Origin of the sequence: Psychrobacter pulmonis (assembly GCF_904846465.1) — a bacterium.
In the GTDB taxonomy this organism is placed as follows: domain Bacteria; phylum Pseudomonadota; class Gammaproteobacteria; order Pseudomonadales; family Moraxellaceae; genus Psychrobacter; species Psychrobacter faecalis.
Genome location: NZ_CAJHAT010000006.1, coordinates 1 through 26,376 on the forward strand (window position 1 = coordinate 1; position 26,376 = coordinate 26,376).

The 26,376-nt window shown below is 43.9% G+C and carries 18 protein-coding genes; 12 read left to right on the forward strand and 6 right to left on the reverse strand.

Going from position 1 to position 26,376, the window contains the following annotated elements; translation table 11 throughout:
- Window positions 1-514: 514 nt before the first annotated feature.
- Both nrdG and nrdD read left to right on the forward strand, forming a co-directional pair.
- A complete protein-coding gene (nrdG, locus tag JMX70_RS10290) occupies window positions 515-973 on the forward strand; it encodes an anaerobic ribonucleoside-triphosphate reductase activating protein (RefSeq protein ID WP_050324481.1) in 459 nt (152 codons plus the stop codon).
- Complete coding sequence (gene nrdD, locus JMX70_RS10295; protein ID WP_201591854.1) at window positions 966-2,759, forward strand: anaerobic ribonucleoside-triphosphate reductase; 1,794 nt, start codon at window positions 966-968, stop codon at window positions 2,757-2,759. The genes nrdG and nrdD overlap by 8 nt, the downstream gene beginning before the upstream one ends.
- A gap of 192 nt (window positions 2,760-2,951) precedes the next feature.
- Here the strand turns inward: nrdD and JMX70_RS10300 are convergent, their stop codons facing one another.
- Together JMX70_RS10300 and JMX70_RS10305 are read right to left on the reverse strand one after the other, a co-directional pair.
- Window positions 2,952-3,845 carry a pirin family protein gene (locus JMX70_RS10300; protein ID WP_201591857.1) on the reverse strand — a complete coding sequence of 298 codons (894 nt, stop codon included), beginning with the start codon at window positions 3,843-3,845 and terminating at the stop codon, window positions 2,952-2,954.
- 144 nt (window positions 3,846-3,989) lie between these two features.
- The gene (locus JMX70_RS10305; RefSeq protein WP_201591860.1) at window positions 3,990-4,250 is read right to left on the reverse strand and encodes a DUF1289 domain-containing protein; all 261 of its coding nucleotides are present in this window, start codon (window positions 4,248-4,250) and stop codon (window positions 3,990-3,992) included.
- A gap of 197 nt (window positions 4,251-4,447) precedes the next feature.
- Between JMX70_RS10305 and JMX70_RS10310 the strand changes: the two genes are divergently transcribed.
- From JMX70_RS10310 to JMX70_RS10320, 3 genes are all read left to right on the forward strand, one after another.
- A complete protein-coding gene (locus JMX70_RS10310; RefSeq protein WP_201591863.1) occupies window positions 4,448-5,113 on the forward strand; it encodes a YqiA/YcfP family alpha/beta fold hydrolase in 666 nt (221 codons plus the stop codon).
- A 110-nt stretch (window positions 5,114-5,223) separates the two neighbouring features.
- Window positions 5,224-7,107: a DNA topoisomerase IV subunit B gene (gene parE, locus JMX70_RS10315; protein WP_068406145.1), complete on the forward strand. Its 1,884-nt coding sequence runs from the start codon at window positions 5,224-5,226 to the stop codon at window positions 7,105-7,107.
- Window positions 7,108-7,405: 298 nt separating this feature from the next.
- A complete protein-coding gene (locus JMX70_RS10320) occupies window positions 7,406-8,101 on the forward strand; it encodes a lysophospholipid acyltransferase family protein (protein ID WP_201591866.1) in 696 nt (231 codons plus the stop codon).
- A gap of 122 nt (window positions 8,102-8,223) precedes the next feature.
- Here JMX70_RS10320 and JMX70_RS10325 read toward each other — a convergent pair whose 3' ends face one another.
- Window positions 8,224-9,006, reverse strand: coding sequence for an SDR family NAD(P)-dependent oxidoreductase (locus tag JMX70_RS10325; protein WP_144298020.1), 783 nt, complete (start codon window positions 9,004-9,006; stop codon window positions 8,224-8,226).
- A gap of 246 nt (window positions 9,007-9,252) precedes the next feature.
- On the opposite strand from JMX70_RS10325, the gene JMX70_RS10330 reads away from it, so the two are divergent.
- Window positions 9,253-10,548, forward strand: coding sequence for a hypothetical protein (locus tag JMX70_RS10330; RefSeq protein WP_201591869.1), 1,296 nt, complete (start codon window positions 9,253-9,255; stop codon window positions 10,546-10,548).
- A 257-nt stretch (window positions 10,549-10,805) separates the two neighbouring features.
- Here the strand turns inward: JMX70_RS10330 and JMX70_RS10335 are convergent, their stop codons facing one another.
- The gene (locus JMX70_RS10335) at window positions 10,806-12,557 is read right to left on the reverse strand and encodes a mechanosensitive ion channel (RefSeq protein WP_201591872.1); all 1,752 of its coding nucleotides are present in this window, start codon (window positions 12,555-12,557) and stop codon (window positions 10,806-10,808) included.
- Between the two features lie 416 nt (window positions 12,558-12,973).
- Here JMX70_RS10335 and JMX70_RS10340 point away from each other — a divergent pair, with 416 nt between their 5' ends.
- The gene (locus JMX70_RS10340) at window positions 12,974-13,705 is read left to right on the forward strand and encodes an FKBP-type peptidyl-prolyl cis-trans isomerase (protein ID WP_068406129.1); all 732 of its coding nucleotides are present in this window, start codon (window positions 12,974-12,976) and stop codon (window positions 13,703-13,705) included.
- 168 nt (window positions 13,706-13,873) lie between these two features.
- Here JMX70_RS10340 and argA read toward each other — a convergent pair whose 3' ends face one another.
- Window positions 13,874-15,196, reverse strand: a complete 1,323-nt coding sequence (gene argA, locus JMX70_RS10345; RefSeq protein ID WP_191692313.1) for an amino-acid N-acetyltransferase — start codon at window positions 15,194-15,196, stop codon at window positions 13,874-13,876.
- A 329-nt stretch (window positions 15,197-15,525) separates the two neighbouring features.
- Here argA and JMX70_RS10350 point away from each other — a divergent pair, with 329 nt between their 5' ends.
- On the forward strand, window positions 15,526-16,113 hold the full coding sequence (locus tag JMX70_RS10350; protein WP_144298015.1) for a hypothetical protein: 588 nt from the start codon (window positions 15,526-15,528) through the stop codon (window positions 16,111-16,113).
- A gap of 143 nt (window positions 16,114-16,256) precedes the next feature.
- Here JMX70_RS10350 and JMX70_RS10355 read toward each other — a convergent pair whose 3' ends face one another.
- Window positions 16,257-17,306: a patatin-like phospholipase family protein gene (locus JMX70_RS10355; RefSeq protein WP_201591875.1), complete on the reverse strand. Its 1,050-nt coding sequence runs from the start codon at window positions 17,304-17,306 to the stop codon at window positions 16,257-16,259.
- A 218-nt stretch (window positions 17,307-17,524) separates the two neighbouring features.
- On the opposite strand from JMX70_RS10355, the gene recG reads away from it, so the two are divergent.
- From recG to JMX70_RS10375, 4 genes are all read left to right on the forward strand, one after another.
- Window positions 17,525-19,840, forward strand: a complete 2,316-nt coding sequence (recG, locus tag JMX70_RS10360) for an ATP-dependent DNA helicase RecG (protein ID WP_406947876.1) — start codon at window positions 17,525-17,527, stop codon at window positions 19,838-19,840.
- Window positions 19,841-20,363: 523 nt separating this feature from the next.
- The gene (locus tag JMX70_RS10365) at window positions 20,364-21,698 is read left to right on the forward strand and encodes an efflux RND transporter periplasmic adaptor subunit (protein ID WP_201591878.1); all 1,335 of its coding nucleotides are present in this window, start codon (window positions 20,364-20,366) and stop codon (window positions 21,696-21,698) included.
- On the forward strand, window positions 21,695-24,793 hold the full coding sequence (locus tag JMX70_RS10370) for an efflux RND transporter permease subunit (RefSeq protein WP_201591881.1): 3,099 nt from the start codon (window positions 21,695-21,697) through the stop codon (window positions 24,791-24,793). The genes JMX70_RS10365 and JMX70_RS10370 overlap by 4 nt, the downstream gene beginning before the upstream one ends.
- 522 nt (window positions 24,794-25,315) lie before the next feature.
- Window positions 25,316-26,338 carry a DUF1852 domain-containing protein gene (locus JMX70_RS10375; protein WP_201591884.1) on the forward strand — a complete coding sequence of 341 codons (1,023 nt, stop codon included), beginning with the start codon at window positions 25,316-25,318 and terminating at the stop codon, window positions 26,336-26,338.
- Window positions 26,339-26,376 lie beyond the last annotated feature (38 nt).

A 26,376-nucleotide genomic window follows, 5' to 3' on the forward strand; every position in this document is an offset into this window, starting at 1 on the left:
AAACATCATCGCGCCAATGGTAGTGTGGCCCCGGCCATGTGAGAGTAGGTCATCGTCAGCTCTCTATTCCGATTACCCCCTTACGTGAATGCGTAAGGGGGTTTTCTTTGTTTGGGTTTTTTAAAAAACCATTAATTGCCTACTCCAACCAATGCTTACTTTACTTATCTAATGCTTACTTTACTTATCTGAAGTTATAGTCAATTCTTTCTAGCCTTTTCATATACCGTTATGAAAGGGTTTTTCTTTATTTAAAAATACTCCTTACTACCTCTGTCTTTCATATCTATAGATTTCAAACTTATCTTTAAAAATTATTTTATTCCAAATAATTTCTCAATTTTCTTCTAATTGATCGCTTAAAGAGTAGATTTTTAGTGTGTTTCTTATAGCTAAATTATTGATTTAGATATGGTTACTGAGCAGTATTTAAATTAAATATCCCACATATTGTGTTATAAGAAAGGTGTATATACTATATATAGGTATCCGCGATTTGGTTTAAGGGGTAGTGATGTTGAATATTGTTGAATATGACATTGTTTTTCAAGAAGTACCAACAGAGATTAGCTTAGCGTTGACCGTTGCTGGCTGCCCTTTAATGTGCCGAGGTTGTAGTCGTGCTGATACGTGGAAAAAAGAGAAAGGTACGCCTTTAACTGATGACTTTTTAGCGGGGTTATTGGAAAGCTATAAAGGTCTCATCAGCTGTGTGCTGTTTATGGGTGGTGAATGGCAACCGTCCGCCTTGTTGTCTGCGCTCAAGCAGATTCGACACTCCGGATTGAAAACGGCACTGTACACAGGCTTGGATGCCATACCGTCCAGTTTGCAAGCAGAGCTAACTTATCTAAAAACAGGACCATGGATTATGGAGCTTGGAGGTTTAGACATTCCAACCACTAATCAAAGGTTTATCGATTGTACTAACGGTGAAGTATTAAATCATTTGTTTTGGAGGAATTATGAGTAAGTTGAATTCAGAGCAGTTGGGCGATAAATTATTTTTTATCAAAGATTATATGCAAGCCAATAATGCAGCAGATGGCTCTCATGTAGACGCCAATGCCAACGTGACGGTAAAGAATATTGCCACGTTAGAAAGCGAAATTATGAAAGATTACTTTATTCAGGTTAATCGCAGTCAAGTACAACAGCAGATTCACGCATGTTTTGATAGTGATTTGGCAGATGAGTATTTGCGCCAAATTGAAGCTCATGAAATTTATGTCCATGACGAGACCAGCCTAAAACCTTACTGCGTCTCAGTATCGTTATATCCATTTTTGCTGGATGGCCTAAAGAAGTTGGGAGGTGAGGCCGGTCCACCGCAGCACTTAGCGTCGTTTTGTGGCTCTTTCATTAACTTGATATTTGCCATTAGTTCGCAATTCGCGGGAGCAGTGGCAACGGTTGAGTTTCTTGCCTATTTCGATTACTTTGCTCGTAAAGACCATGGTAGTGATTATTTAAACACTCATAAATCATTGATTGAAAATTGTTTCCAGCAAGTGGTTTATTCCATTAATCAACCTGCTGCTGCGCGTGGCTATCAGAGCGCGTTTTGGAATATCTCTTTATACGACGAACATTATTTCGATGCCATGTTTGCCAACTTTGTGTTTCCTGATGGTGAAAGAACGTGCTGGGAAACGATTAAACAGCTACAGGCGTATTTCTTAATCTGGTTTAATGAAGAGCGTAAGCGTGCAATCTTAACCTTCCCGGTCGTTACCTGCGCTATGCTAACTGAAAACGGTAAATGTAAAGATGAAGAATATGCCGATATGCTAGCGACCGAGTTGGCAGAAAAAAACAGCTTCTTTATTTATCAAAGTGATAATCCGGATTCTTTAGCCTCTTGTTGTCGTCTGCGCAATGAAATCACTGATCACAGTTTCTCTTATACTTTGGGCGCAGGTGGCGTGGCTACCGGCTCAATCAATGTTATCACCCTTAATCTAAATCGTATGATTCAAAATGGACAAGATTTGGCGGCAGAGGTACAAAAAATTCATAAGTATCAGGTCAGTTATCGTAAACTGATGGAACAATATCAAGCATCTGGCATGTTACCTGTTTATGATGCAGGGTTTATTCAACTAGATAAGCAGTTCTTGACGCTCGGTATCAATGGCATGGCAGAAGCGGCGGAGAGTCAAGGCATAGTAGTCGGTAATAATCAGCAATATCATACTTTCGTTAACGACATCCTAAAAACCATTTATGATGAAAATCGAAAAGCCAGTATTCAGTATGGTTTGAAATTTAATACTGAGTTTGTACCCGCAGAAAACTTAGGCGTTAAAAATGCCAAATGGGACAAACGAGATGGCTATGAAGTGCAGCGTGAGTGCTATAACTCCTATCTGTATCTGGTAGAGGATGAAACAACCAATACCTTGGATAAGTTTATGCTGCATGGGCGTGAGCTCACGCAGTGGCTCGATGGTGGCTCGGCCTTACATTTGAATTTGGATGAAACTCTCGATAAGCAGCAGTATCGTAAATTACTAGATATTGCGGCAACCACAGGGTGTCAGTACTTTTGTATTAACGTGCGTATCACCATTTGCAATGAGTGTCAGCATATTGATAAGCGTACCCTTTATCACTGTGAGGCTTGTGGCTCAAACGATGTTGATCATGCTACGCGTATCATTGGCTATTTAAAGCGGGTATCCGCTTTTAGTGAGGGTCGGCGCTTGGAGCATCAGTTACGTCACTATCGCCGTGAACGCCAAGTTGATGTGGCTTAAGTTTGCCAATGAGTCATTCTAGGTGATGAGAGCGGTTACTCCGTGCAACTAGACAGTTTAAGTTCATGGTTAAAGCAGCAGATTTGCTTTTCTTATCATAAAAAAAGCCCGTATTAGCGAACTAATACGGGCTTTGACATTCAAGAGAGTATTTTAAATAAACAAGGCTAAAGCTTAGCTAATAGCTAAGCTTTAAGCGCCTTCACCAAATTTACCACTTTGAAAATCAGTAACCGCTTGCATGATTTCTTGCTGATTGTTCATCACAAAGGGGCCATATTGCACAATCGGTTCGCCTAGTGGGCGACCAGTGATTAAAATCACTTTGGTATCCTCACTACTATCGGCTGTAATGGTAACGCCATCAGTATCCGCGTTATTTTCAAGAATAGCCATGGTTTTAGTTGGTACCGTTTCGCCTGCAATCTCTATGGTACCGCGATAGACAAAAACAAAAGCATTATGGTCAGCCGGAATCGCCTGACTAAAACTCGTTCCTGCTGGTAGATGGATATCCAAATAACTCGGCTCAGTGATGTCGCGTGTGACCGCGCCTTCAATACCATGCGATTGACCCGCAATTACCGTGACGTCTACGCCATCTTCCGTGCTATATTTTGGCAAATCGTCACTTTGGAAATCTTTATACCAAGGGTCATTCATTTTATCTTTAGCAGGTAGGTTAAGCCAAAGCTGAAAACCTTCCATTGCGCCGTTTTCTTGTTCAGGCAATTCTGAATGAATCACACCGCTCGCCGCCGTCATCCATTGGACGCCGCCATTTTGTAATAGCCCTTCGTTACCGGCGCTGTCGCGGTGGCGCATACGACCAGTAATCATATAGGTAATGGTTTCAAAACCACGATGCGGATGATTGGGGAAACCGGCAACATAGTCGTCTGGATTATCGCTTTTAAAGTTGTCTAACATCAAATACGGGTCAAGACGCTCTTGTAGCTGCTGGGTCAGTACCCGTGTCAGCTTAACCCCAGCACCGTCTTGGGTATCGACGCCAGCGTAAAGGTATTCAATTTGGCGCGAATTTTTCACTGTGTCTTTTATATCAGACCTGACAGTATGATTCATTATATTATCCTTAAAAACCATTTGGTTTATCAATATTCATTTACTTGTATATAGTGATAATAAAATAAATTTCAATAGAATACTATGTAGTTTTTTTACATTACTACCTTTAAATATTAAGTATATATTAACCTTTCATTTTTGTTAAAATAATCTTCCTGTCTCTATTGTCTCATCAAAATCAAAGCCCAGTTGCTCGCCTTTACGCTGTCGTAGCTGCTCGATACGTTGCCTACGCCCTGCTATAAGCCTTAGTACTTCGCGGCGCTGTTCGGTCGTCATCTCATGCCATAGCTGGCGCTCAGGACGGCTACGCAGGCAGCCAAAGCAGTAGCCCTTTTTATTGCTTTGGCAAACACCAATGCATGGATTGGCAATCTCGAACAGTTCAAACTGCTGATTCATGGCGGCTCCATCGCTATTACGTTATTCCTTTAACTTGCCCGATTGCTTGTCTCGTCTCACCGTAAATACTATTATGGCGCAAATAGCGAATAATACTGTGCCATTTTATCGTTACTGTTTTTGTGGCGTCAGTGCTATGCTAAGTTTTGCACCGCCATATACAGCAATCATAACAAAACCAATCAGTGAGATTCTACGTGAATATTATTTATATCCATGGCTTAGACAGTGATGCCAACTCTACGAAAGGCAAATTATTGGAGGATTATTGCCAAAAGTATCATCCCGATATCAAGGTATTACGACCTGATTTGAACAAGACTCCTGAGCAAGTTTTTAAGCAAATACTCTCGTTAATTGAACGTTTAGACGGTCAAAATAAAAAGGCGCAAGATAAGCCAAATAAATTTTTTTCTACCGTACTGGTCGGTAGCTCCTTAGGCGGTTATTTTTCTACTGTGGTTAGCAATCATACCGGTTGCCCAGCGCTATTATTAAATCCAAGCATCCAGCCCCATATTACTTTGCAGCGGTTTGCCAAAGATTTTGCGCTAAAAAACAATGTTAAAGACGAGGATTTGGGCAAGCAGGTTATTCATGCAACAGCGGGCGGTTGGGATATTACTCGAACAGATTTGCAATGGTTTGCAGCGCACCAACTATCAACCGTTAATTATCCTAATAAAATTGCTGTCCTCATTAAGGAAGGAGATGAGCTGCTTAATCCTGAACTGTCTAAACAGTTTTATCAAACGCAAGGAGCAAGCGTAACGATGCAAACGGGTGGCGATCATCGCTTTAGTGACTTTATTGTGCAATTACCTACGGTGATTGAGATGCTGCAAAGTCTCACACGGATTTAACTAAACGACATTATCTGACGTAAGCAAATGAGTATTGACCTTAAGGCCACTGTTTTTCGTTATAATGGGTTAATAGAATTAATCGCACATGAATAATTAAGGATGCATTTGTGAGTCAATATAATGCGCAATCGTTAGAAGTTTTAGAAGGGCTGGAGCCTGTTCGTCGTCGCCCTGGGATGTACACTGACACCACGCGCCCTAATCATTTAGCCCAAGAGGTCATTGATAACTCAGTCGACGAAGCGTTGGCGGGCTATGCAAAAACCATCAAGGTGCAGCTGCATAGTGATGGCTCGCTATCGGTCGAAGATGATGGCCGCGGTATGCCAACCGATATCCATCCTGAATTTGGCCAATCAGGTATTGAGCTGATTTTGACCCGTTTGCATGCGGGTGGTAAGTTTTCAACTTCCAACTATGAGGTGTCGGGCGGTTTGCATGGTGTGGGTATCTCTGTCGTCAACGCGTTATCAACGCGAGTTGAAGTAACGGTTTGGCGCGATAGTACGCAGTTCGAGATGGCCTTTGAGAATGGCGCAGCGGTCACCTCTTTAACCGAAACGGTCAGCTCCAATAAACGTAAGCGTGGCACTAGAGTTAAGTTTTGGGCCGATGGTAGTTTCTTTGATACGCCAAAGTTTAACGTTAAGCAGCTGAAACACAATCTAAAAGCCAAAGCGGTTCTAGCCGCTGGTCTGACAATTGAGTTTGTCGATGATATCAATAATGAAAAAGTGGTTTGGCAATTTACCGATGGGGTGGTTGAGTATCTAAACGAGCAGCTAGATGGTTTAGAAACCTTACCAGAAGCACCATTTTATTACAATCATGAGGCGAAAGCTGGTGAGCGTGCGGCTATCACCTTTGCTTTGTCTTGGTTGCCGGATGGTGGCACGCCGATTCAAGAAAGCTATGTCAATCTTATCCCAACCGCACAGGGCGGTACGCATGTTAATGGCTTACGTACTGGTATTTTAGAGGCCCTACGTGAGTTTTGCGATATCCATAATCTACTGCCTCGTAATGTTAAATTAACAGCCGAAGATGTCTGGGACGGCGTCAATTATATCTTGTCGCTCAAGTTTTCTGAGCCGCAGTTTTCTGGTCAAACCAAAGAGCGGCTTTCTAGCCGTGAAGCGGCAGGCGCGGTACAAACACTAGCAAAAGATGCTTTTAGTTTGTGGCTCAATCAACATGCCGAGATGGGCACACAGATTGCAGAATTGGCGATTAATAAAGCCGGTCGCCGCCTAAAATCAGCCAAAAAAGTGGCGCGTAAAAAAATTACTCAAGGGCCTGCATTGCCTGGGAAGTTGGCGGATTGTCGCGGTGATTTACGTGACGGCGCAGAGCTATTTTTGGTTGAAGGGGATTCGGCAGGCGGTAGTGCCAAGCAAGCACGCGACCGTCACTATCAAGCGATATTGCCATTGCGCGGTAAGATTTTAAATACGTGGGAAGTGTCGTCAGATACGGTATTATCAAGCCAAGAGATTCATGATATTGCCATCGCCATTGGGGTTGATCCAGCGTCGGATGATTTATCTGAGCTGCGCTATGACAAAATATGTATTTTGGCTGATGCTGACTCTGATGGTCTCCATATTGCCACGCTTATCTGTGCGTTATTTGTTAAGCATTTCCCAGCGTTGGTTGATGCCGGTCATTTATTCGTCGCGATGCCGCCGCTGTACCGCGTTGATGTCGGTAAAGAGGTACATTATGCGTTAGATGAGTCAGAACTTGAGCACATATTGGCCAATGTACCGGGCAATAAAAAAGCCCAAATTACGCGCTTTAAAGGTTTGGGTGAAATGAGTGCCGAACAGCTGCGCGAGACCACCATGAACCGCGATACCCGCCGTTTGGTACAGTTAGATATGGACGATATGATATTAACCAATAGTGTCATGGATATGCTGCTCGCTAAAAAACGCGCGTCTGATCGTAAGTCATGGCTTGAGCATAAAGGTAATTTAGCAGTTATCTGATAGCTGCTTTATAGATTTGTGTGCTTTACTTTTTATTCTTATATTTTAGGTATAGTCAAAATATTCTAAAAACGTTACGGTATTGCTGTTATCAATTTTTTGTAGCCTCTGTCTGCGTAAGAACAGAAAGCAAAAAAAATTGATATCAGCAGTGCGCGATCTAACGATATTACTTTTCGCTCACTATATATAAGTAGATAAAAAAGTGAGCTGGTAGGTGATAATAGCCTATAAAATTCAATGTAGTAGCAGACGCTTAATGATATTATAGAGGTATCTTTTACTATATGGTGCCGTCATGACATCAAAATTTTTTAAGCGTTCTAAAGCGGCTGCTTCTAATCCTACGCGCTCAAAAGTACTACCAAGTTTGAGCAAAAAGCAGTTAGGTGATTTAGTACCAAAACGTGGTAATAAGTTTGCGCCAAAGATTGGCTCGGTATTGTTAAAAGCAGCAGGCTGGCGTACCGTGGGCGAGATTCCAAATATCCCGCAGGCGGTGGTTTTGGCGCTGCCGCATACCTCCAACGTCGATGGTATTTACGCCATACCAAGCTTATTTGCTCTAGATTTAAAAATTAGCATCATGGGCAAGCATACGCTATTTAAGGTGCCGTTGTTTGCACAGCTGTTAAAGTGGATTGGCGTCATTCCTATTGACCGTGGTAATAAAGGCTCGGTGCTGCAGGCGAGTATTGATAAATTTAAAACTGGCAAACCGCTATTTTTAGGCTTAGCGCCAGAAGGTACACGCCAATATACCAAAGACTGGAAGACTGGCTTTTATTATTTGGCATTAGGTGCCGGCGTGCCGATTTTACCCGTAGCGATGGACTATAAAACCAAAGAAATACGCTTTATGTCGCCCGTCTATCCGACAGGAGATATCGACGTCGATTTGCCAAAAATATATGCGCAGTATCGCGGCGTTGTACCGCGATATCCTGAGCGATTATCGCAGCCACTACAGGATATCAATCATTTAGCTGACTAACGCTTTTATAATTTTTAATAACGATTGCAATCAAAAAGCCTCTGATAGTTGGGCTATCAGAGGCTTTTTTAATGTTAAACATTTAAGTTTGCTATTAAATGGTTCTAGTAGGTGATTGGCTACTAAAAATGCGGTTGCCCATTAGAGGCACTGACTCCGCCATCAACAGGCAAATTAACACCGGTAATCATAGCGGCGTCGTCACTGGCTAAAAAAGTAATGGTAGCGGCGATATCTTCTGGTTTCGCCATCCGCTTAAGTGGGCAGCGGTCTAAGAATTTATCAGTTTTGCTGTCGTTATCTTGAATAGCGGTGGTCATCTCAGTTGCTGTCACGCTTGGATTGACAGCGTTGACGCGTACGCCATCGGCGCCGTGGTCTAGCGCGAGCGTACGCGTTAGGTTGCTAATACCGGCTTTGGCCGCATTATAAGCCGCCATATTCCAATCGCCACCGACGCCAGAAAGCGACGAGACATTGACTATATTGCCTTTACTTGCAATCAAATGCGGCATGGCAGCCTGACAGACATAAAAAGTGCCATTTAAATTGACATCAATCGCCAATTTCCAATCTTCAGAAGACAGCTCAGTAATTTTGCCTTGCATGGCTTTGCCGGCATTGTTTACCAAGACATCAATTTTGCCGAATTTATCGACGACTCTTTTCATCATTTCTTGTACTTGAGCCTCTACGCTGATATCACAGACGACGGTCAAAAAATTATCAGTATGAATCCAAGTACGATCTTGTGGGAACGCTTTTGCCGTTTCCTCTAGGGTGGCAGCGGTGCGTCCAACTAACACCACGTTAGCGCCTTCTTGAGCAAAACGAATGGCGGTTGCGCGGCCGATACCAGAGCCTGCGCCTGTGACGATGACGGTTTTTTCTTTAAAGCGTTTCATGATGTTCAGTCCTTGTTATCATACGAGTGTTATTATATAAATGGAAATATTAAGCAAGCCCATAAGTGCTGTGGCAATTTATAGCCCAGTAAACGCGGTGCAAAGCTGCTAGCTTTTATGTCATCATAACAACTCACTGCGATGAATGCGACTAGGTATAATGGCGTTTATGTTGTTCAATTTATCGCTAAAAGTTATGACAAGGTATAAATTGCTATATTTATCTAATAAGAAAAGGTTGCGGCTGTGTCCAATTTGACTACGGTGATATCTGATGAAGGTTATCTTGGCGATGAGTTAGCCTGTTACCTGCAATCTGAAGTATTAGAGATTGAACTGCCTACTATTCAAGCGCTTGTTACTAGTTATAACGGCCAATATAAGGCGCAAAAATATGACTATCAATTGCCCCTAGGTCAGTTGCAGCTATTAAATCTAAGCATTTATTTACCTGAAGATATTGTCGCAGGACATATTGAAAACGTACGTAAAACGGCTATTGAATCGATTTCGGCATGGCGCAACGACTATTTAACTAGGTACAAAGATAAGATAGAAGCGACGACATATGCTGTGGTTTTTGATATTCAATTTAGAAACATTTATCAGAACACAAGTAAACGTGTAAAAAATAACCTTATTAGCAATGCGTTTATAGACGGTTTAAGTTTAGAAATCAATGTAAGCGAACCGCCATTACAGCTGTTTGGCTGGCATGATTGGCAATTGATATTAAGGGCGCTGCATACGCCATGCGAGCTATGGCGATTTTTACAATACCGTTTAGAGCAATGGCAACATACTGATAACAGACGTATAGATAGTCTTAAGTCTGAAGAGGCGATGATTGCTGGTTTTCTAAATAACCCTGCCGTATTTGCGCAGGCTATCGCTATAGACAACGCGCTGATTAAATATAAGATGCAAGATAAGCCAAATTCCGCCTTGATTGCGATGGCGCTAGCGCAAAAAAGTCAGAGTACCACCAGCCAAATGTATCAACAGCATATGGCGCAAGCGGCTGTGTTATGGTCGCAAATGATTAGCCAAATGCTAAAGCGGTATAGCGATAATGGGCAAAAAAAGAATATGCAAGATTTCTCGGCAATAAATCTTGCATATTGGCAGCAGCAAATACTCGATGAGTCTTTGTTTTCACGCCATGAGCTGATTGGTACCTTGTATAAACATCCCAAACAACAACAGCAATTACGAGAACAAGGCTATGTCGTCCATCATCATTCTTATGAGTCTTTAGGTCGGCATTATATGCTGATATTTTATGGGCAAGATGTCAAAGGGCAACATAGTAAACAAACCATACAGCCAAACCTTGCGAAAATCGCTTTGGATGTGGCCACGCGCTTACCGATAGCGGAGCTGCATCACGTGATTGTACTCGGTATAGATTTCATTGATAAGGCGAATGAGACCTTTATCGATATTGATTTATGGATACAGCCAGTTGCTGCCATGAGCCAACGCGAGCGCCAGCTGACCAAACAAATACAGCAGCTGCAACAGCAAAATCTAAACCGATAGTGGGAGCAGAACCAAACATAAAATGCGCTTTGTTCTAGCTATCGTTAAAATATCCTAAAAACGCTAAGGTATTGCTGATATCAATTTTTTGTAGCCTCTGTCTGCGCAGACACAGCAAGCAAGAAAAATTAATATCAGCAGTGAATGATGTATCGATATTGCTTTTCACTCACTATACCTCGTTAGAAATATTTATAAACGCGTATAAAAAAAGACAGCCTAGGCTGTCTTTTTTGTACTTAAAATATAATCACTGCTTATTTATTATTGGTATCGTCGTATAAACCGCTACCAGGCAGGATGTTATTGTTAGCAATATCATCATCAGTGATACTACCATCATTAACGTTGTTATTTACGTTAGTATTGGCAGTGTTGTTGATGTCAGAAGTATTGATAGTGTCCGTATTCACTCGTGTTGTATCAACGATATCGGTATGAATATCAGGAGTTGACGTAGTCGCAGGCTTAGCCGTTGGCGTATTCTCACGCACTGACGCGGCAACTTTATCTTGCGTCGATGAGTTTGGCGTCAGAGCAGATTTCGCTTTTTCTTCGTCACGTTCTCTGTCCATCTTATCTTGCATTTTACGTAGGAAGCGAGCAGCTGCTTCTTGACCGCCAAGACCAAATGATAGGGCAAATGCAACCGCAACCGCACCTAAGGTTAGACCGAATGCTAAGTTAACGATAGAATCAGCGATACCCATCGCTTTTAAACCCATCGCCAGTACTAGGCCCATGATTAAGACACGTACAATGTTTGCTAAGAACTGCGAACCTTGTTCAGAGCGCTCAACGACACCAGCGATGATATTGGCAAGCCAAAAACCAATGAACAGAATGATTGCGCCCAAAATAATATTGGCACCAAAAGCAATAAACATAGCGATGATGGCTGAGATAGGCTCGAAACCTAATAGATCAGCGGCGGCAATCGCAGCAAATAGCATGGCAAAGAAGATAATTGCATAACTGACAAGATCAGAAATCTTCTTATCACCCATGGTTTCTTGCAGACCAACTTTCGCAGGTAATTGGTTGATTTGAGTGTTTTCGATCAAACCTTTGATGATGTTAGCGACCATACGTACCACATAGAAGGTCACGATTAAAATCGCTGCTGCCATAAAGATATTTGGCAATGCTTCCATGATTTTGTTCAGCATGTTGGTTGCAGGGCGCGCAATCACATCGATTTTTAGCGCATTTAAAGCGGCAATAATCGTTGGGATGATAACCACTAAAAACGCTAATGAACCTGCGATATTAGGCAAGCTGTTTTGTTCGCTTAGACCTGCTTTTGATGCAAGCTTCTGTACATCGAAAGTAGAAACTAAGTTGGTCACAATGCCGCGTACGACTTTGGCGATGATATAACCCACCACGAAGACCACACCAGCAATAAGAATATTAGGAATAAAGCTAAAGATTTTATCAACCATATTGGTCAATGGCGCAAATAAACCATCAAGCTCTAACTGACCAAGTACCATGGTCAATACAACCAAAAGGATGAACCAGTAAACCATATCAGCAATGGTGCTGCTCATTGGTTTTACGCCTGCCTTGGCACTTAAACGCTCATCCATTGATGTTTTTGCTAATGCTGCGTTAATGGCAGTACGCGCAACGGTCGCAATGACCCAACCAATCACACCAACAGCAATCGCGGCGATAAGGTTTGGAATAAAGGTCAAGACTTGATTGACCATATTAGCGAATGGCGCTGAGATAGAATTTAGATTCAGCTGACTTAACGCGCCTGAAATCGCAATGATGAAAATAAACCAAAAGACGATTTTTGAGATAATGCCTTCTAAATCGTAGCTTTTACCGGTTGAAGAATTCATGCGTTGGTTAAGATTTACTTTTGACAACACACCACGTACAAGGGCAGCGATACCCAGTGCCACAAGCCAACCAATGATAAAAATTAAAATAGCGCCGATGATGGAACCAATAGGGCCACCCAGATAACCGTTGAACGATGTATACATTGGATTCATCCTGTCCTCCTTTAATGATCATGCATTCCTTATCAAATAATCTCTGCTCTACAATATAAGCCTGATTATTGGTAACGAACCCATGGCTAATTATTAATATTTTTAATTGATATTATTCAAGAAGTGTTTTTTATAAGACCCGAGCCAACATTCTGTGCAGATTGTTAACAAAATCTACTTTCTGTTACTTCTTACCTTAACCAATTTAGCTTAGCTGATGTAATGAGGTATTTAAAGACAGAAAGCTTAACGGCTTACTATAGTTGTGTGATAAGTTGTTAATTTGGCGGCAGATATTAACACAGACTGTACATTTGACCGATAATTTCAAGGGAATCGTAGCTCCTAAAACTAAGATTTGCTATGATAGAACAATGTGACATCTCGCCACTATCCTTACAATTTGAGAGTATTCTATGAAAAAAATTACTACCTTAAGCATTAGTGCCCTTGCTAGTGCGATGTTATTAGTTACCGGCTGTAATGCTAGTAATGGCAATAAAGAAAGCGCCAGCAAAAGCGTTTCAGTGACTGAAAAAAGCCCAGCCAATGAAAAAGTGGGTTACAGCTTGGGTTATATGATGGCAGAAGGTAATAAAGAAGCGGTCGGCGATCTGAACCTTGATACCTTTGAAAAAGGCTTCCGCGATGGCTACGAAGGTAAGGACTCAGCATTGACGCAAGAGCAAATGCAAGAAGTGTTGATGACTTATCAAAAAGAACAAGAAGAAAAGTTCGTCAAAGAGATGGAAGGCAAAGCTGAAGATAACAAAACCAAAGGTGCGGCATTCTTAGCAGAAAATGGTAAAAAAGAAGGCGTGAAAACCACCGCTTCTGGTTTGCAATATAAAGTATTGACCGCTGGTACTGGCAAATCGCCAAAAGCGACTGACGTGGTCGAAGTCAACTACGAAGGTAAGTTGCTTGATGGCACGGTATTTGACAGCTCTTATGAGCGCGGTGAGCCAATTGAATTCCCACTTAACCAAGTCATCGCTGGCTGGACAGAAGGTCTACAGTTGATGAAAGAGGGCGGCAAATACGAATTCTATATCCCATCTGATATCGCTTATGGCGAAGCGGGTAATGCTGGTATCGAGCCTAACAGTACGCTTATCTTTACCGTTGAGCTATTAAAAGTAAAATAAGGCGTTACCAGATTTTTCACCCTTTAAATTTAAAGCGGTTAAAGACAATAAAAAAGCCCTCATCATATATGAGGGCCTTTTTATGCGCGGTAGTTAAAGGTTATCAACTGATTAATGAATGAAGGGCTAGCTAACCAATTAACTCGCGGCTTATAAAGTTATTTTGAATTATAAAGTCTTTTGGAACACTTTAGAATTGCGACCGTTATTATATTTTTCACGGCGCGCCTCCGGTAAAGCGGCAGCATCAACTTCCGCAAAACCTTGCTCGACAAACCAATGTGCAGTACGAGTGGTCAGGACGAACAACTTATGTAAACCATGGCTGCGCGCTTGTTGCTCCAAAAACGCCAGCAGGTCAGCACCGCGGCTGCCACTACGATATTCAGGATGCACCGCCACACAAGCCACTTCCGCTGAATCTGCATCCAGTGGATAAAGCGCGGCACAGCCTAGAATCATACCATCACGCTCAATGACGCTATAGTGGTCAATCTCTTGTTCTAAGCGCTCGCGCGAGCGGCTGACTAAGATACCTTGTTGTTCTAGCGGGGTTAGTAGTTCAAGCAGTCCAACCACATCGTCAATATCAGCACGGCGAATCTCTTCATACGGGTCATGGCTAATCAAGGTGCCAGAACCATCACGGGTAAATAGCTCTTCGAGTAACGCGCCATCTTTGGCATAAGAGATGATATGGGTGCGATGTACGCCTTGACGGCAAGCATTGCTAGCACAGCTTAAGAAGTAATTAATCTCGCAATTTAAATCACGATCGCGTAAAAAGCGGTCGACTTCATTTGGAATCATCTCACGCAACAAGCGGTCGTCATGATTGATGCCGGCTTCTTCGCCTAAGAATATCAGCTTATCAGCACCGAGCGCCACAGCCGCACTAAGCGCTACATCTTCCGCCAATAAGTTGAAAACTTCACCCGTTGCTGAATAACCCATCGAGCCTAAAATCACAATATGGTCATGTAACAGGTTATTTTTAATGGCTTCGACATCGATTGAGCGCACCTCACCAGTCATCTGATAATCAACGCCGTCACGTATTCCATAAGGACGGGCGGTGACAAAGTTGCCCGAAACCGCGTCAATACGCGAGCCATACATGGGTGAGTTTGCTAAGCCCATCGACAGTTGGGCTTCGATTTGCAAACGAATTGCACCAACCGCTTGTAAGATAGCCGGCATAGCAACACGCGGGGTCACGCGAATATCTTTATGTAAGGGAGAAGTAATCTGCGCATCTTTCAAGTTTTTTTCGATTTGCGGTCGCGCGCCGTGTACCAGTACCAGTTTGATACCTAGACTGTGCAATAAAGCAAAGTCGTGAATCAAGGTACTAAAATTGGGATGATTGACCGCCTCACCGCCAAACATAATCACGAAAGTCTTACCGCGATGGGTGTTAATGTAAGGGGCAGAGTTGCGGAACCAGTGTACGTATTCAGGATTAATTTGTGGCATGGCGCTAGTAGTCATAATGGGTGCAATAGTTGTTAGAATAAGAAAAAGAGCGTGACAGCAAAAGCGTGTCGCTAATGAATTACCATAGCAAAAAACACCGTTATGAGCTATCTTTTATTTTAGCCACTTTAATGAATCTTGGTAGCAAATAGATGATATACACAACCTCAACACGGGATTGGTGTACCGCCAAACGCTTTTTGTTATGCTAAGCGCTATTGCTTTAGCACCAGCTTACGCAGATAATTGATAAAAATAACCATGTTGTTGACCGACGCTTTATTAACAAATTGTTTTACCGCTATACTGTTTTACCGATACATTAACTAGGGATAATGAATGTCATGAAGAAAAGTAACCATTTTGCAAACCCATTCAGTGCGTGGAGCGGCCACCGCTTATTTCATGTTGTCGCTGGTACGCTCGTTGGCGTGATGGCAGTGACGCAGGCTTCAGCAATGCTGCCAACGCCAGAGCAAGCCGTTGATAATTCAGTGGCAATCCAGTCGAATGCCAACCCAGTCAGCACTTCAACGGCGCAAGCGGTCAATAGTAAAATCACCGCCTCATTGATTAGTGTTGATGCAAATGGTCAGGAAGTACTGGTTCCAGTCAATGCCAATACGCGCCTGCAGTCAGGGAATGTCTTAGAATATCAAGGCTACTTTACCAATACCAATGCTGATCGCGTACGTAAAATGACCGTCACTATGAGTATTCCTGAGCAAGTAGAATTGCTACGTGCCGTTTCTCCTGACTTCCCTTATGGTAGTGCTGACGGCAATACTTTTGCCCGTATGCCATTACGCGGTAAGGTTGATAATCAATTGCAAGAAATTCCGTTAAAATACTATAAAGCGGTACGTTGGGATTTAGAAGGCGTTGGTTTGAATGATACCGTTGTGGTTAAATATCGTGCACGCGTTAAATAAGTCTGTTTTTTGATATTTATCTAATGCCTGCCGAATCGAAAAGCACCACAGTCTAAGGTCTAGGCTGTGGTGCTTTTTTTATAAACAACTTACTAACTCAGATTTGGTAAAATGGCTTTTACCAGCTGAATGTGCTTTTGAAATTAAAGCGTGGCATATTTACTTGGCAGCTTTTCTACAAGACCTTTTTCTTGCTGGGCTTTGTCTTTCATAAGTTGCTTAATGGCGGCAATCTGCGGGGTGGTGGCTTGCATACCAGCTGTCATTAGCGCGCGTCGTTGGCTGGTATCTAGCGAGCTAATATGACCGATATCGGGGATAATAATAATATCAGCGCGCTCACGTTCACGGCGCATTGCTGTCGAACGCTTGGTGCTTGCTTGGCTAACACTCGTAACATTGGTTGCGTTAGAAAAATTGGTAATGACATTGCTTTCAAGAAAACCCCAAAAACTACTTAATGAATTGATAGTCGGTATCTTGTTATTAGCAGGACTATTAGCATTCGCCGCTGTCACATCAACGGCGATGATAATATCGGCCCCTAAATCACGGGCGGTGTCGACTGGTACTAAGCTGACCACGCCACCATCAACATATTTTTTACCAATCTTTTCAGGAATGCGCGGCGCGATAAAAATATTGGGTACGCTGCAAGATGCTTGCACCGCAAGTCCGGCATCGCCACTGCTAAAAATGGCCTTTTTTAGCGTATATTTTTCGGCAGCAACCGCGGCAAAGCTGATAGGAAAGTCCTCTATATCGCGTCCGCCAACTTTTGCATTAATAAAGTTTTTAAGTTTAATACCTTCAATAAAGCCTTGATTGGATAAGGTGAAATCTGTTAGTTCACTGTCAGAAGTACTTAACGCTAAGCGCTCAAGCTGCTTGGCGTTATAGCCACTGGCATATAAGCTGCCAATCAGACTGCCGACACTGGTACCGACCACTAGCGTTGGCGTGATACCGTTTTCTTCTAAGGCTTTAATCACGCCAATATGGGCAAAGCCCTTGGCACCGCCGCCGCCTAAGACTAAGGTGACCTTTGGCTGTTTTTCTATAGGTGCGACGGTTTTAGTAACTGATGGTAAACTTTGGCAAGCACTAATAAACACGCCCAATATGCCAAGCATACTAAATCGCAGCAAGCGTGCTAAATGACGATAGCCATTATAATGAGTAGATAAAAACATATGCAAAAATCACCATAGAGCAATAAAGAGGTATACGATAAGCCATTCATCAGTCGCTTACTGAGAAATCAGCTAGACGCCATATCGTTAAATAGCTTAGCATAGGCAGGTAGCTTGTCAGTTATAATCATCATGATTAAATATTTTATAGAGGTTGATGATTATAGCTTTTATAAGACCAAATATACGTTAAATCATAACCATCATTAGGATTATTGATGCCCACATCGGTTCGCCGCACTACTACCTTGAACTCAGCAGACGCTATAAGGCCTGAGATGCCCGTTTCGGCGCTTGATATGCCGGTAACGGCACTGGCGGGCGTGGGGCCAAAAGTGGCGGAGCAGTTGTCCCAGTTAGGTATCGAGCGCATTTTTGATTTGCTGTTGCATCTACCGCGTGATTATGAAGATCGTAGCCGATTGGTATCGATAGCTGATGTGGCGCATGGACAAGCCGCCTTGATTACAGGGCGGGTGGTGCATGTCGATACCAAGCGCAGTGGTATGACGGTGGTGGTTGATGATGATACTGGCACGATATCGCTGCGTTTTTTTAAGGTCTATCGTGGCCTTGCGCAAACGATGAGTATTGGCACGCAGCTACAATTATTTGGTGAAGTAAAGGTCAGTCGTTACGGTAAGCAGATACATCATCCTGAATACCAAGTGATCAGTAGCAATGAAGCCATCGTCAATACAGGGTTACAGCCGATTTATCCGAGCGTGAAAGGCTTACATCAAAATAAGCTGCGTACGCTAATTAAGCTTGCGCTGCAAACGGTGCGCACCCAAGGTCTACCGATGACCTTGTTTACGCCTGCTGACTTTGGGGTGGTTGCGGATTTACCGTTAGCGCCTTTTGAGCCTGCTAAATTGGCAATGGCAGAAGATGATTTTCCAGACGATATATTCTCAACCCTTGCGCGTCGTGTGCCTGACAATTCAATAAGCAATATTGGCAACACAACTGCAGTTAATGACATGGCTAATCAAAACGTTTATAACCTAACGATATTTGAAGCCTTAGTATTGCTGCATACGCCGCCAACTTATACCGATGCAGGACGACAATATCAGCTGCTTACGCAACTAAGCGCCCGCACCCATGCTGCCTGTCAGCGTCTAATCATTGAAGAACTGACCGCGCATCAACTTAGTTTGTTATATCGCCGTCAGCAATTACATCAGTATAAAGCGCCTAAATGTACTATGAATAGCCCGCTGACGGATAAGCTATTTGCGGCGTTGCCGTTTGATTTAACCGGTGCGCAGCAACGAGTCATGAAAGATATCACGGCAGATATGGCGACTTCTATTCCGATGCTAAGACTGGTACAAGGCGATGTTGGCGCAGGCAAAACCTTGGTCGCGGCAGGCGCAGCAGGTTATGCACTCGATAGTGGCTGGCAGGTTGCGGTCATGGCACCAACGGAAATTTTAGCAGAGCAGCATCTGGTGAATTTTAAAAACTGGTTTGAGCCGTTAGGGGTCGGCGTTGGCTGGCTCGCTGGTAAACAAACGGCAAAGCAGCGCCGCGAAGCCTTAGCGGCAGTGGCGGAAAATACGGTACAAGTGGTCGTTGGCACCCATGCATTATTTCAAGAGCAGGTACAGTTTGCCAAATTGGGCTTGGTCATTATTGATGAACAGCACCGCTTTGGCGTTGAGCAGCGTATGGCCTTGACCAATAAAGGCGTGGCCAATAGTACTCCGCATCAGCTGATTATGACGGCAACGCCGATTCCGCGTACGCTCGCCATGAGTGTGTATGGCGATATGGATACCTCTATCATTGATGAGCTGCCACCGGGGCGTACGCCAATTACCACGGTGACGATTGACCGTAACCGCCGCGATGAAGTCATTGAGCGTATTGCGGTCAATTGTGAAGCAGGCAGGCAGGCGTATTGGGTCTGCTCATTGGTAGAAGAATCTAGCGTGCTTGATGCGCAAGCAGCAGAAGCGACTTATGAAGACTTAAATGAGCGCTTGGATATTCGCATTGGCTTGGTACATGGCAAAATGAAGTTCGCTGATAAGCAAGCCATCATGCAAGAATTCAAGACTGGCAATCTTGATTTACTGATTGCCACAACGGTCATCGAAGTGGGTGTTGATGTTCCTAATGCGTCGTTAATGGTCATCGAAAATGCCGAACGGCTAGGGTTATCGCAATTACATCAGTTACGCGGGCGCGTTGGGCGCGGCTCGACCAAAAGCTTTTGCGTACTATTATACCAAAAGCCGTTATCAGAGACGGGCACGGAGCGCTTAAACGTCCTGCGCGAAAGTACTGACGGTTTTGTTATTGCGCAAAAAGACTTAGAATTACGTGGTCCTGGTGAGCTGTTAGGCAAACGCCAAACTGGCAACGTCGGTTATTATCTGGCCGACCTTATTCGTGATGAGCAATTATTTGCCATTGCGCAGCGCTTAGCAAAACATCTTATTAGCGATCCGACACGTAAAGCCGACGTAAGCCAATTGATACACCGCTGGATGCCAGAGGCCAGTCGCTATACCAATGCTTAATACTGGTTAACGCAAGAAGTCTTCTATTACTGATTGACATAAGAAAAGCCATTATTCTTTTAGGAATAATGGCTTTTCTTTATGGTTTTTATAAGTTATATAGATGATAAAAGATAATGTCGGTCGCTTAAAATTTATTAACAAGCCGTTCTGCTAGTTTATTGCTTTTATCATATTCGCTTTGAGAGTTTTTACATGAGCCTATTATTAGTAGACGCTAAACTTACGAACCTAAGACACTATATATAAAAATAAGATGATGACTTGATATATGCTATCCTCAATAAATTTACAGACTAATGTAATCATAAATAGTGCTGCGCGGGTTAAAGGTTGACTGTGAGCATGGGTAGAGTATTTATAAGCTGCTATTTTTTAAGCTTAAAAACGCATAACCCTATTGTTTATTGTATGGCTTTATTAGGCAGCTTTGATTGACGCTAGTCTGTTTTTTTTCCTATTATGTTTCTAACATTATATTTCTTATACCATTTCTAATTGCCTGTATTGACAGAGAGTTATCATGAGCGATGTTGAAGACCACAAGCTGCCAGTTGAATCTGAGCTACTACCTTACCGCCAAGCTGATGGGCGAGCGCCTAAACCAAGGTCAAAATTTCCCTTATGGTTGTTGCCGGTATTGGCTATCGTGCTTGTCATTGGGGTATTGGTCGGCAAGTACTGGGGCGGTGATAAAGCGGTAAGTAATGAGTCGCCAGCTGCTAACAGTGTGCAAAACGCTAGCGCAAACCCAGACGGTGCTAGCAGCGCGCAAGCGGTGTTGTCGGTCGAAACGGTGTCGCCAAGCCAAGACAGTATTGGTAACACACTCAGTGCCGATGGCACCATCAACGCTAAAGATGTCGCTAATGTCAGTGCCAAAGTAAATGGTGTGGCTATCGAGCAGGTGTTGGTTGAAGAAGGCGATCGGGTCAAAGCGGGGCAAGTCCTGGCGATATTTGATACCGATGCCATGCAGCAGCAAGTCTTGCAGGCGGAGGCCGATGTTGCCGAAGCCGAAGCAACGCTTGCTAATGCAACTGCCGATGCCGCTCGCGTCCTACCGCTAATTGAGATTGATGCCATCAGTAGGCAAGAAGCGGATCGCTATCGTACCTCAAAGCTACAAGCAGAAGCGGCATTGCAAGCGTCGAAAGCGCGTCTTAGTACCCAGCGCTTGAGTGTGAAAAACGCCAATGTGGTCGCACCGGTCAGCGGTGTCATCAGTGAAAAAATGGCTGAAGTCGGTATGGTTGCTGGTGGTGAGCCATTATTTACCATTATCAAAGGTGGTATTTTAGAGTGGCGTGCTGATATCGATCCTAAGCTGCTCGGTAAAGTCAGTGTCGGTACGCCAGTGCGCGTCAGCTTGCCAGCCGGCGATTCGGTCATGGGTAAAGTTAACCGTATTGCACCAACGGCTGATGATAATCGCCAAATCACCATTTATGCGAGCCTTGCGCCAAACTCAAAAGTACGCGCGGGCATGTATCAAACGGGCGAGTTTTTATTGGGTAGTACCAGCGCGCAAACGGTGCCCAATAGCGCTATCGTCAGTAATGACGGCTATGATTACGTGATGCTAGTGACCAATATTAAGAGCCAAGACGGTCAAAACATTGGCCGTATCAAGCAACAACGCGTGAGTTTGGGTGAGCGCTTTGGTGATAACGTGGCGCTGACAGAGCCACTGCCGGCAGACAGCCGACTTGTAAAGCAAGGCGGTAGCTTTTTAAATGATGGCGACTTGGTACGTATCGTTGATGGTCTAAATACCGCCAATGATAAATCAGGCAGCCAAACTGGTAAAGTTGCAAACACTGCAAGTACGGGCACAGCCACGCAGGCACGCTCATGAGTTTAAATGTCTCCGCTTACTCGATTAGAAATCCTTTAGTTGCCATCTTGCTGTTTGTGCTGCTGACCTTGGGCGGCATCTACGGTTTTATGCAAATGAAGGTGCAGCAATTCCCTGATATTGACCTGCCAGCGGTGGTGGTGACGGTGACCTTGCCGGGAGCCGCGCCATCGCAGCTCGAAAACGACATTGCCAAAAAGATAGAAAATAAGCTCACCAGTATTGAGGGCGTTAAGCATATTCGTACCACCTTACAAACGGGTGCCGCGACCATGGTCACCGAGTTTGTCCTAGAAAAAGACATACAAGAAGCAGTCGATGATGTACGTTCGGCGGTCGGTGAGGTACGTGGCGATTTGCCAGCTGCGGCCAATGATCCAATCATTACCAAAGTCTCAACGGCCGGGTTTCCCGTCGTCACTTACTCTGTTGCCTCCGACAATATGAATGTCGAGGACTTATCTTGGTTCGTCGATGATACGGTCACCAAGCGTTTATCCGATATTCCAGGGGTCAGTACCGTTAGCCGCATCGGTGGTTTGCAACGTGAAATCACCGTTGCCGCCGACCCAATTGCGTTGAGCGGTTTGAAATATCCTATCGCGCAGTTATCAGAACAAATCACCGGTATTCAACAAGACAGCTCAGGCGGTGAAGCGGAAGTAGGTAAAACCACCCAAACTATTCGGGTACTTGGTGCGGTTGAACGTGCCAGTGATTTGAACAATTTACAAGTCGCGGTACCGACAGGTGGTACGCAAGCGCTTGGACGTATGGCGCAAATTACCGATGGCGCTGCTGACCCAAGCTCGATTGCTAAGCTTGATGGGCAAACAGTGGTGGCATTTAATATCACCCGTTCGCGCGGTGCCAGTGAGGTTGAAGTGATGGAGCTGGTTGACGCCGAGCTTGCCAAGCTGTCAGCCGATGTCGGCAATATCGATATTGAAAAAGTCTATGATCGTGCTACGCCAATCGCTGAGGATTATCAAGCGTCGTTACGCATGCTGATAGAAGGTGGTTTGCTTGCCGTGGTCGTGGTGTTTTTATTTTTACGCAATATCCGCGCGACTTTTGTGGCGGCCGTGGCGTTACCGTTGTCAGTTATTCCTACTTTTTTAGGGATGTACTTATTCGGCTTTAGTCTTAATATTATCTCGTTATTGGCGCTGTCATTGGTCATCGGGGTCTTGGTCGATGATGCGATTGTAGAAGTTGAAAACATTATCCGCCATTTGCGCATGGGCAAGACGCCTTATGAAGCAGCAATGGAAGCAGCTGATGAGATTGGTTTAGCCGTTGTCGCGACCACATTTACCCTAATTGCAGTGTTTTTACCGACAGCTTTTATGGGCGGGATTGTCGGGCAGTTTTTCCGGCAATTTGGTTGGACTGCCGCCTTATCGATATTTGCGTCGTTAATGGTTGCGCGTCTTATCACCCCGATGATGGCCGCTTATATATTGCGACCAGAAAAAAAGCATGTCGAAAAACAAAGCGCGCTCATGGATTGGTATCTAAAAGTGGTCTCTTGGACGCTGCATCACCGCTGGATTACCATGGGTGCGACGCTAATATTATTTGTAGCATCACTTGCTTTGGTAAAATTACTACCAACGTCCTTTATTCCTGATAATGATATTGACCAAACGCGGGTTGAGATTGAGCTAACCCCAGATGTAGCGCTAGAAGATACCGAACGTGTGGCGGCGATGGCTAGTGAGCGTATATTGGCCATGCCTGAAGTGAGCCATATTTTTACCTCGGTAGGCGAAGCGCAAGCGGCAATGGAGGCCAGCTCAGGCGGCAAAGCTGAAAATATCGCGGGCTTAGATATCGTACTTGCTCCGCGCGCAGAGCGTGCCTCTAAGCAAGAGATTGAACGGCAGATAAGCAGCATGCTCTCAGAAGTACCCGGCGCACGCTTTACGGTTGGTTTATCGAGTGGCGGTGAGACCGGTTATAATTTTTCTTTGACCAGTACCGATCCGCAACTGCTCGAGCAAACCGCGCAGCAAATAATGACAGAGATTCGTGCATTACCAAGTGCCGGCGCTGTCACCAGTGACCGCAGTCTACCGCGTCAAGAGCTAACGGTAACTCCAGACAGACTGGCGATGGCGGATAAAGGCGTGACCACGCAAGATATCGCCACTACCTTACGTGTGGCGACTGTTGGTGATTATGAGCAGCGATTATCTAAGCTCAATCTCGATACACGCCAGATTCCTATCGTGGTGCGCCTGCCAGATGTTGCCAAACAAAATGTCAGTCAATTAGAAGGCTTATATGTGCCAAGCGCCTTACCACCGGGACAAGGCGTACGGGTAGGTGAGGTGGCATCGTTAAACTTTGGTACCGGACCTGCACAAATCAGCCGCCTTGATCGTGAGCGGGCGATTAGTATTACGGTGCAGCCTGCCAATGGCGAGCTTGGGGACTTGGTGCAAGCAGTTAAAGCCATACCCAGTATGCAGCAGCTGCCGGCCTCTATTACTATTATTGACCAAGGACAAGCCGAGAATATGGCTGAGCTATTTAGTGGCTTTGTGATTGCGATGTCTGTCGGTGTGGTCTGTATCTTAGGCGTGCTGATTTTATTATTTGGGCGGATATTACAGCCATTTACCATTTTGATGGCTCTGCCGCTGTCTATCGGTGGCGCTTTTGTCGGCTTGGTGATTACCAAAAGTAGTCTGTCGATGCCATCGATGATTGGTTTTATCATGCTGATGGGCATCGCTACCAAAAACTCTATCTTATTAGTCGATTACGCATTGATTGCTCAGCGCCGAGGTTTGGCGCGTTTTGATGCCATTATCGATTCTTGTCGTAAGCGTGCGCGGCCAATTATTATGACCACCATTGCGATGGGCGCTGGCATGTTGCCATTGGTCTTTGGTTGGGGAGATGCCGATCCTACCTTCCGTCGTCCGATGGCTGCCGCGGTATTGGGCGGTTTGGCCACCTCAACCCTATTAAGCCTCGTAGTCATTCCCGTGGTTTATACCTTGATGGACGACTTATCAGGATGGTTTGGCAAATGGTTGATACCGCATGGTAAAGAGAAGGAAAGCGTCGTTATTGAAAAATAATTTGTGCTGGTAAAGCTGCTAGATCAACCACACGGAAAGTAGTTGATTTAGGGTTTTGCACCCTGTTAATCATAAGGGTTAGGAGTACTATCAACTTTTTAGAATATTGCCTAAACTTAAGGCATAGCACAAGTTAAAGCCATGCTGACTACAACATATCTAGAAACCTAACCGCAAGCATGGCTGTTAATATAAAAATTAGAGCGCTCACGCATAATGCCTGCCAGAGAAATTTTTTATCATCCATAATTAACTACCCTACATTCTTTTATATGAATATAAAACGTTAATTATTTTCTAATGCAAAAAAATCACTCAAAATATCATTATTCATAAAACCTTCTGCCACGCTCCTAGTTATCAAGTCCTATTCCATAACCTTGTCTTATCAACGTGAATTTAACTCATCTTAGATTTAAATAGTATCATTTTTATTCATGATCGCGTTCGGGTATGATTTATCTCATACACAAATTTGGTTTTATCTCAGACTATGAGATTAGATTAGGGTAGCGGATTATCATGAGTAAACAATTTACATATTCCATCTCGAGCATTCGTTTTGATGAAAACTATCATCCGGCAGATAGCACGCGTTTGACGACGAACTTTGCCAATTTGGCGCGCGGTGAGCAGCGTGAAGAAAATCTGCAAAAAACGTTAACAATGATCAATAATCGTTTTAACGCCTTGGCGCATTGGGATAACCCAACCGCCGACCGTTATTCGGTTGAAGTTGATATTATTTCAGCAGATTTAGATATTGAAGGTAATGGCGATACTTTTCCGGTCATCGAAACGCTAAAAACCACGATCGTCGACCATAAAGACAATACCCGTATCGACGGTATGATTGGTAATAGTTTTTCCTCTTATGTACGCGATTATGACTTTAGCGTTGTCCTATTAGAGCATTTCGATAAAAACCCGTCATCGCCACCGCCGGCAGATTTTGGTGACTTACATGGCAAACTGTTTCAGTATTTATTGAATTCAGAAACCTATCAAGCTGAGTTTAATAAACAGCCGGTGATTTGCCTAAGTGTATCGACCAGTAAAACCTATCATCGTACGATTAACCAGCATCCGGTGTTAGGGGTTGAATACCGACAAGACGAATATTCTTTAACTGACGATTATTTTCATAAAATGGGCTTAACCGTGCGCTATTTTATGCCTGCTGGTAGTGTTGCGCCTTTAGCGTTTTATTTTGCTGGTGATTTGCTGAGTGACTACACCGATCTTGAGCTCATCAGTGCGATTGCAACTATGGAAACCTTCCAAAAGATTTACCGTCCTGAAATTTATAATGCCAACTCGACGGCAGGTCAGGTATATCAGCCCAGTTTGAAGTACCAAGATTATTCACTCACGCAAATCGTTTATGACCGTGAAGAGCGTAGCCAGATGGCAGTGAAGCAAGGTAAGTTTACGCAAGAGCAGTTTATCAAGCCTTACCAAGCGATTCTTGAAGAATGGGCGGCAAGCTATGAGGTGAATGAGCACGCGGCAGAAGCATGTGCAGATAAAGAGTACGCTGCCTAACTATTTTCAACCTAGATACGTTCAATTTAAATACTATC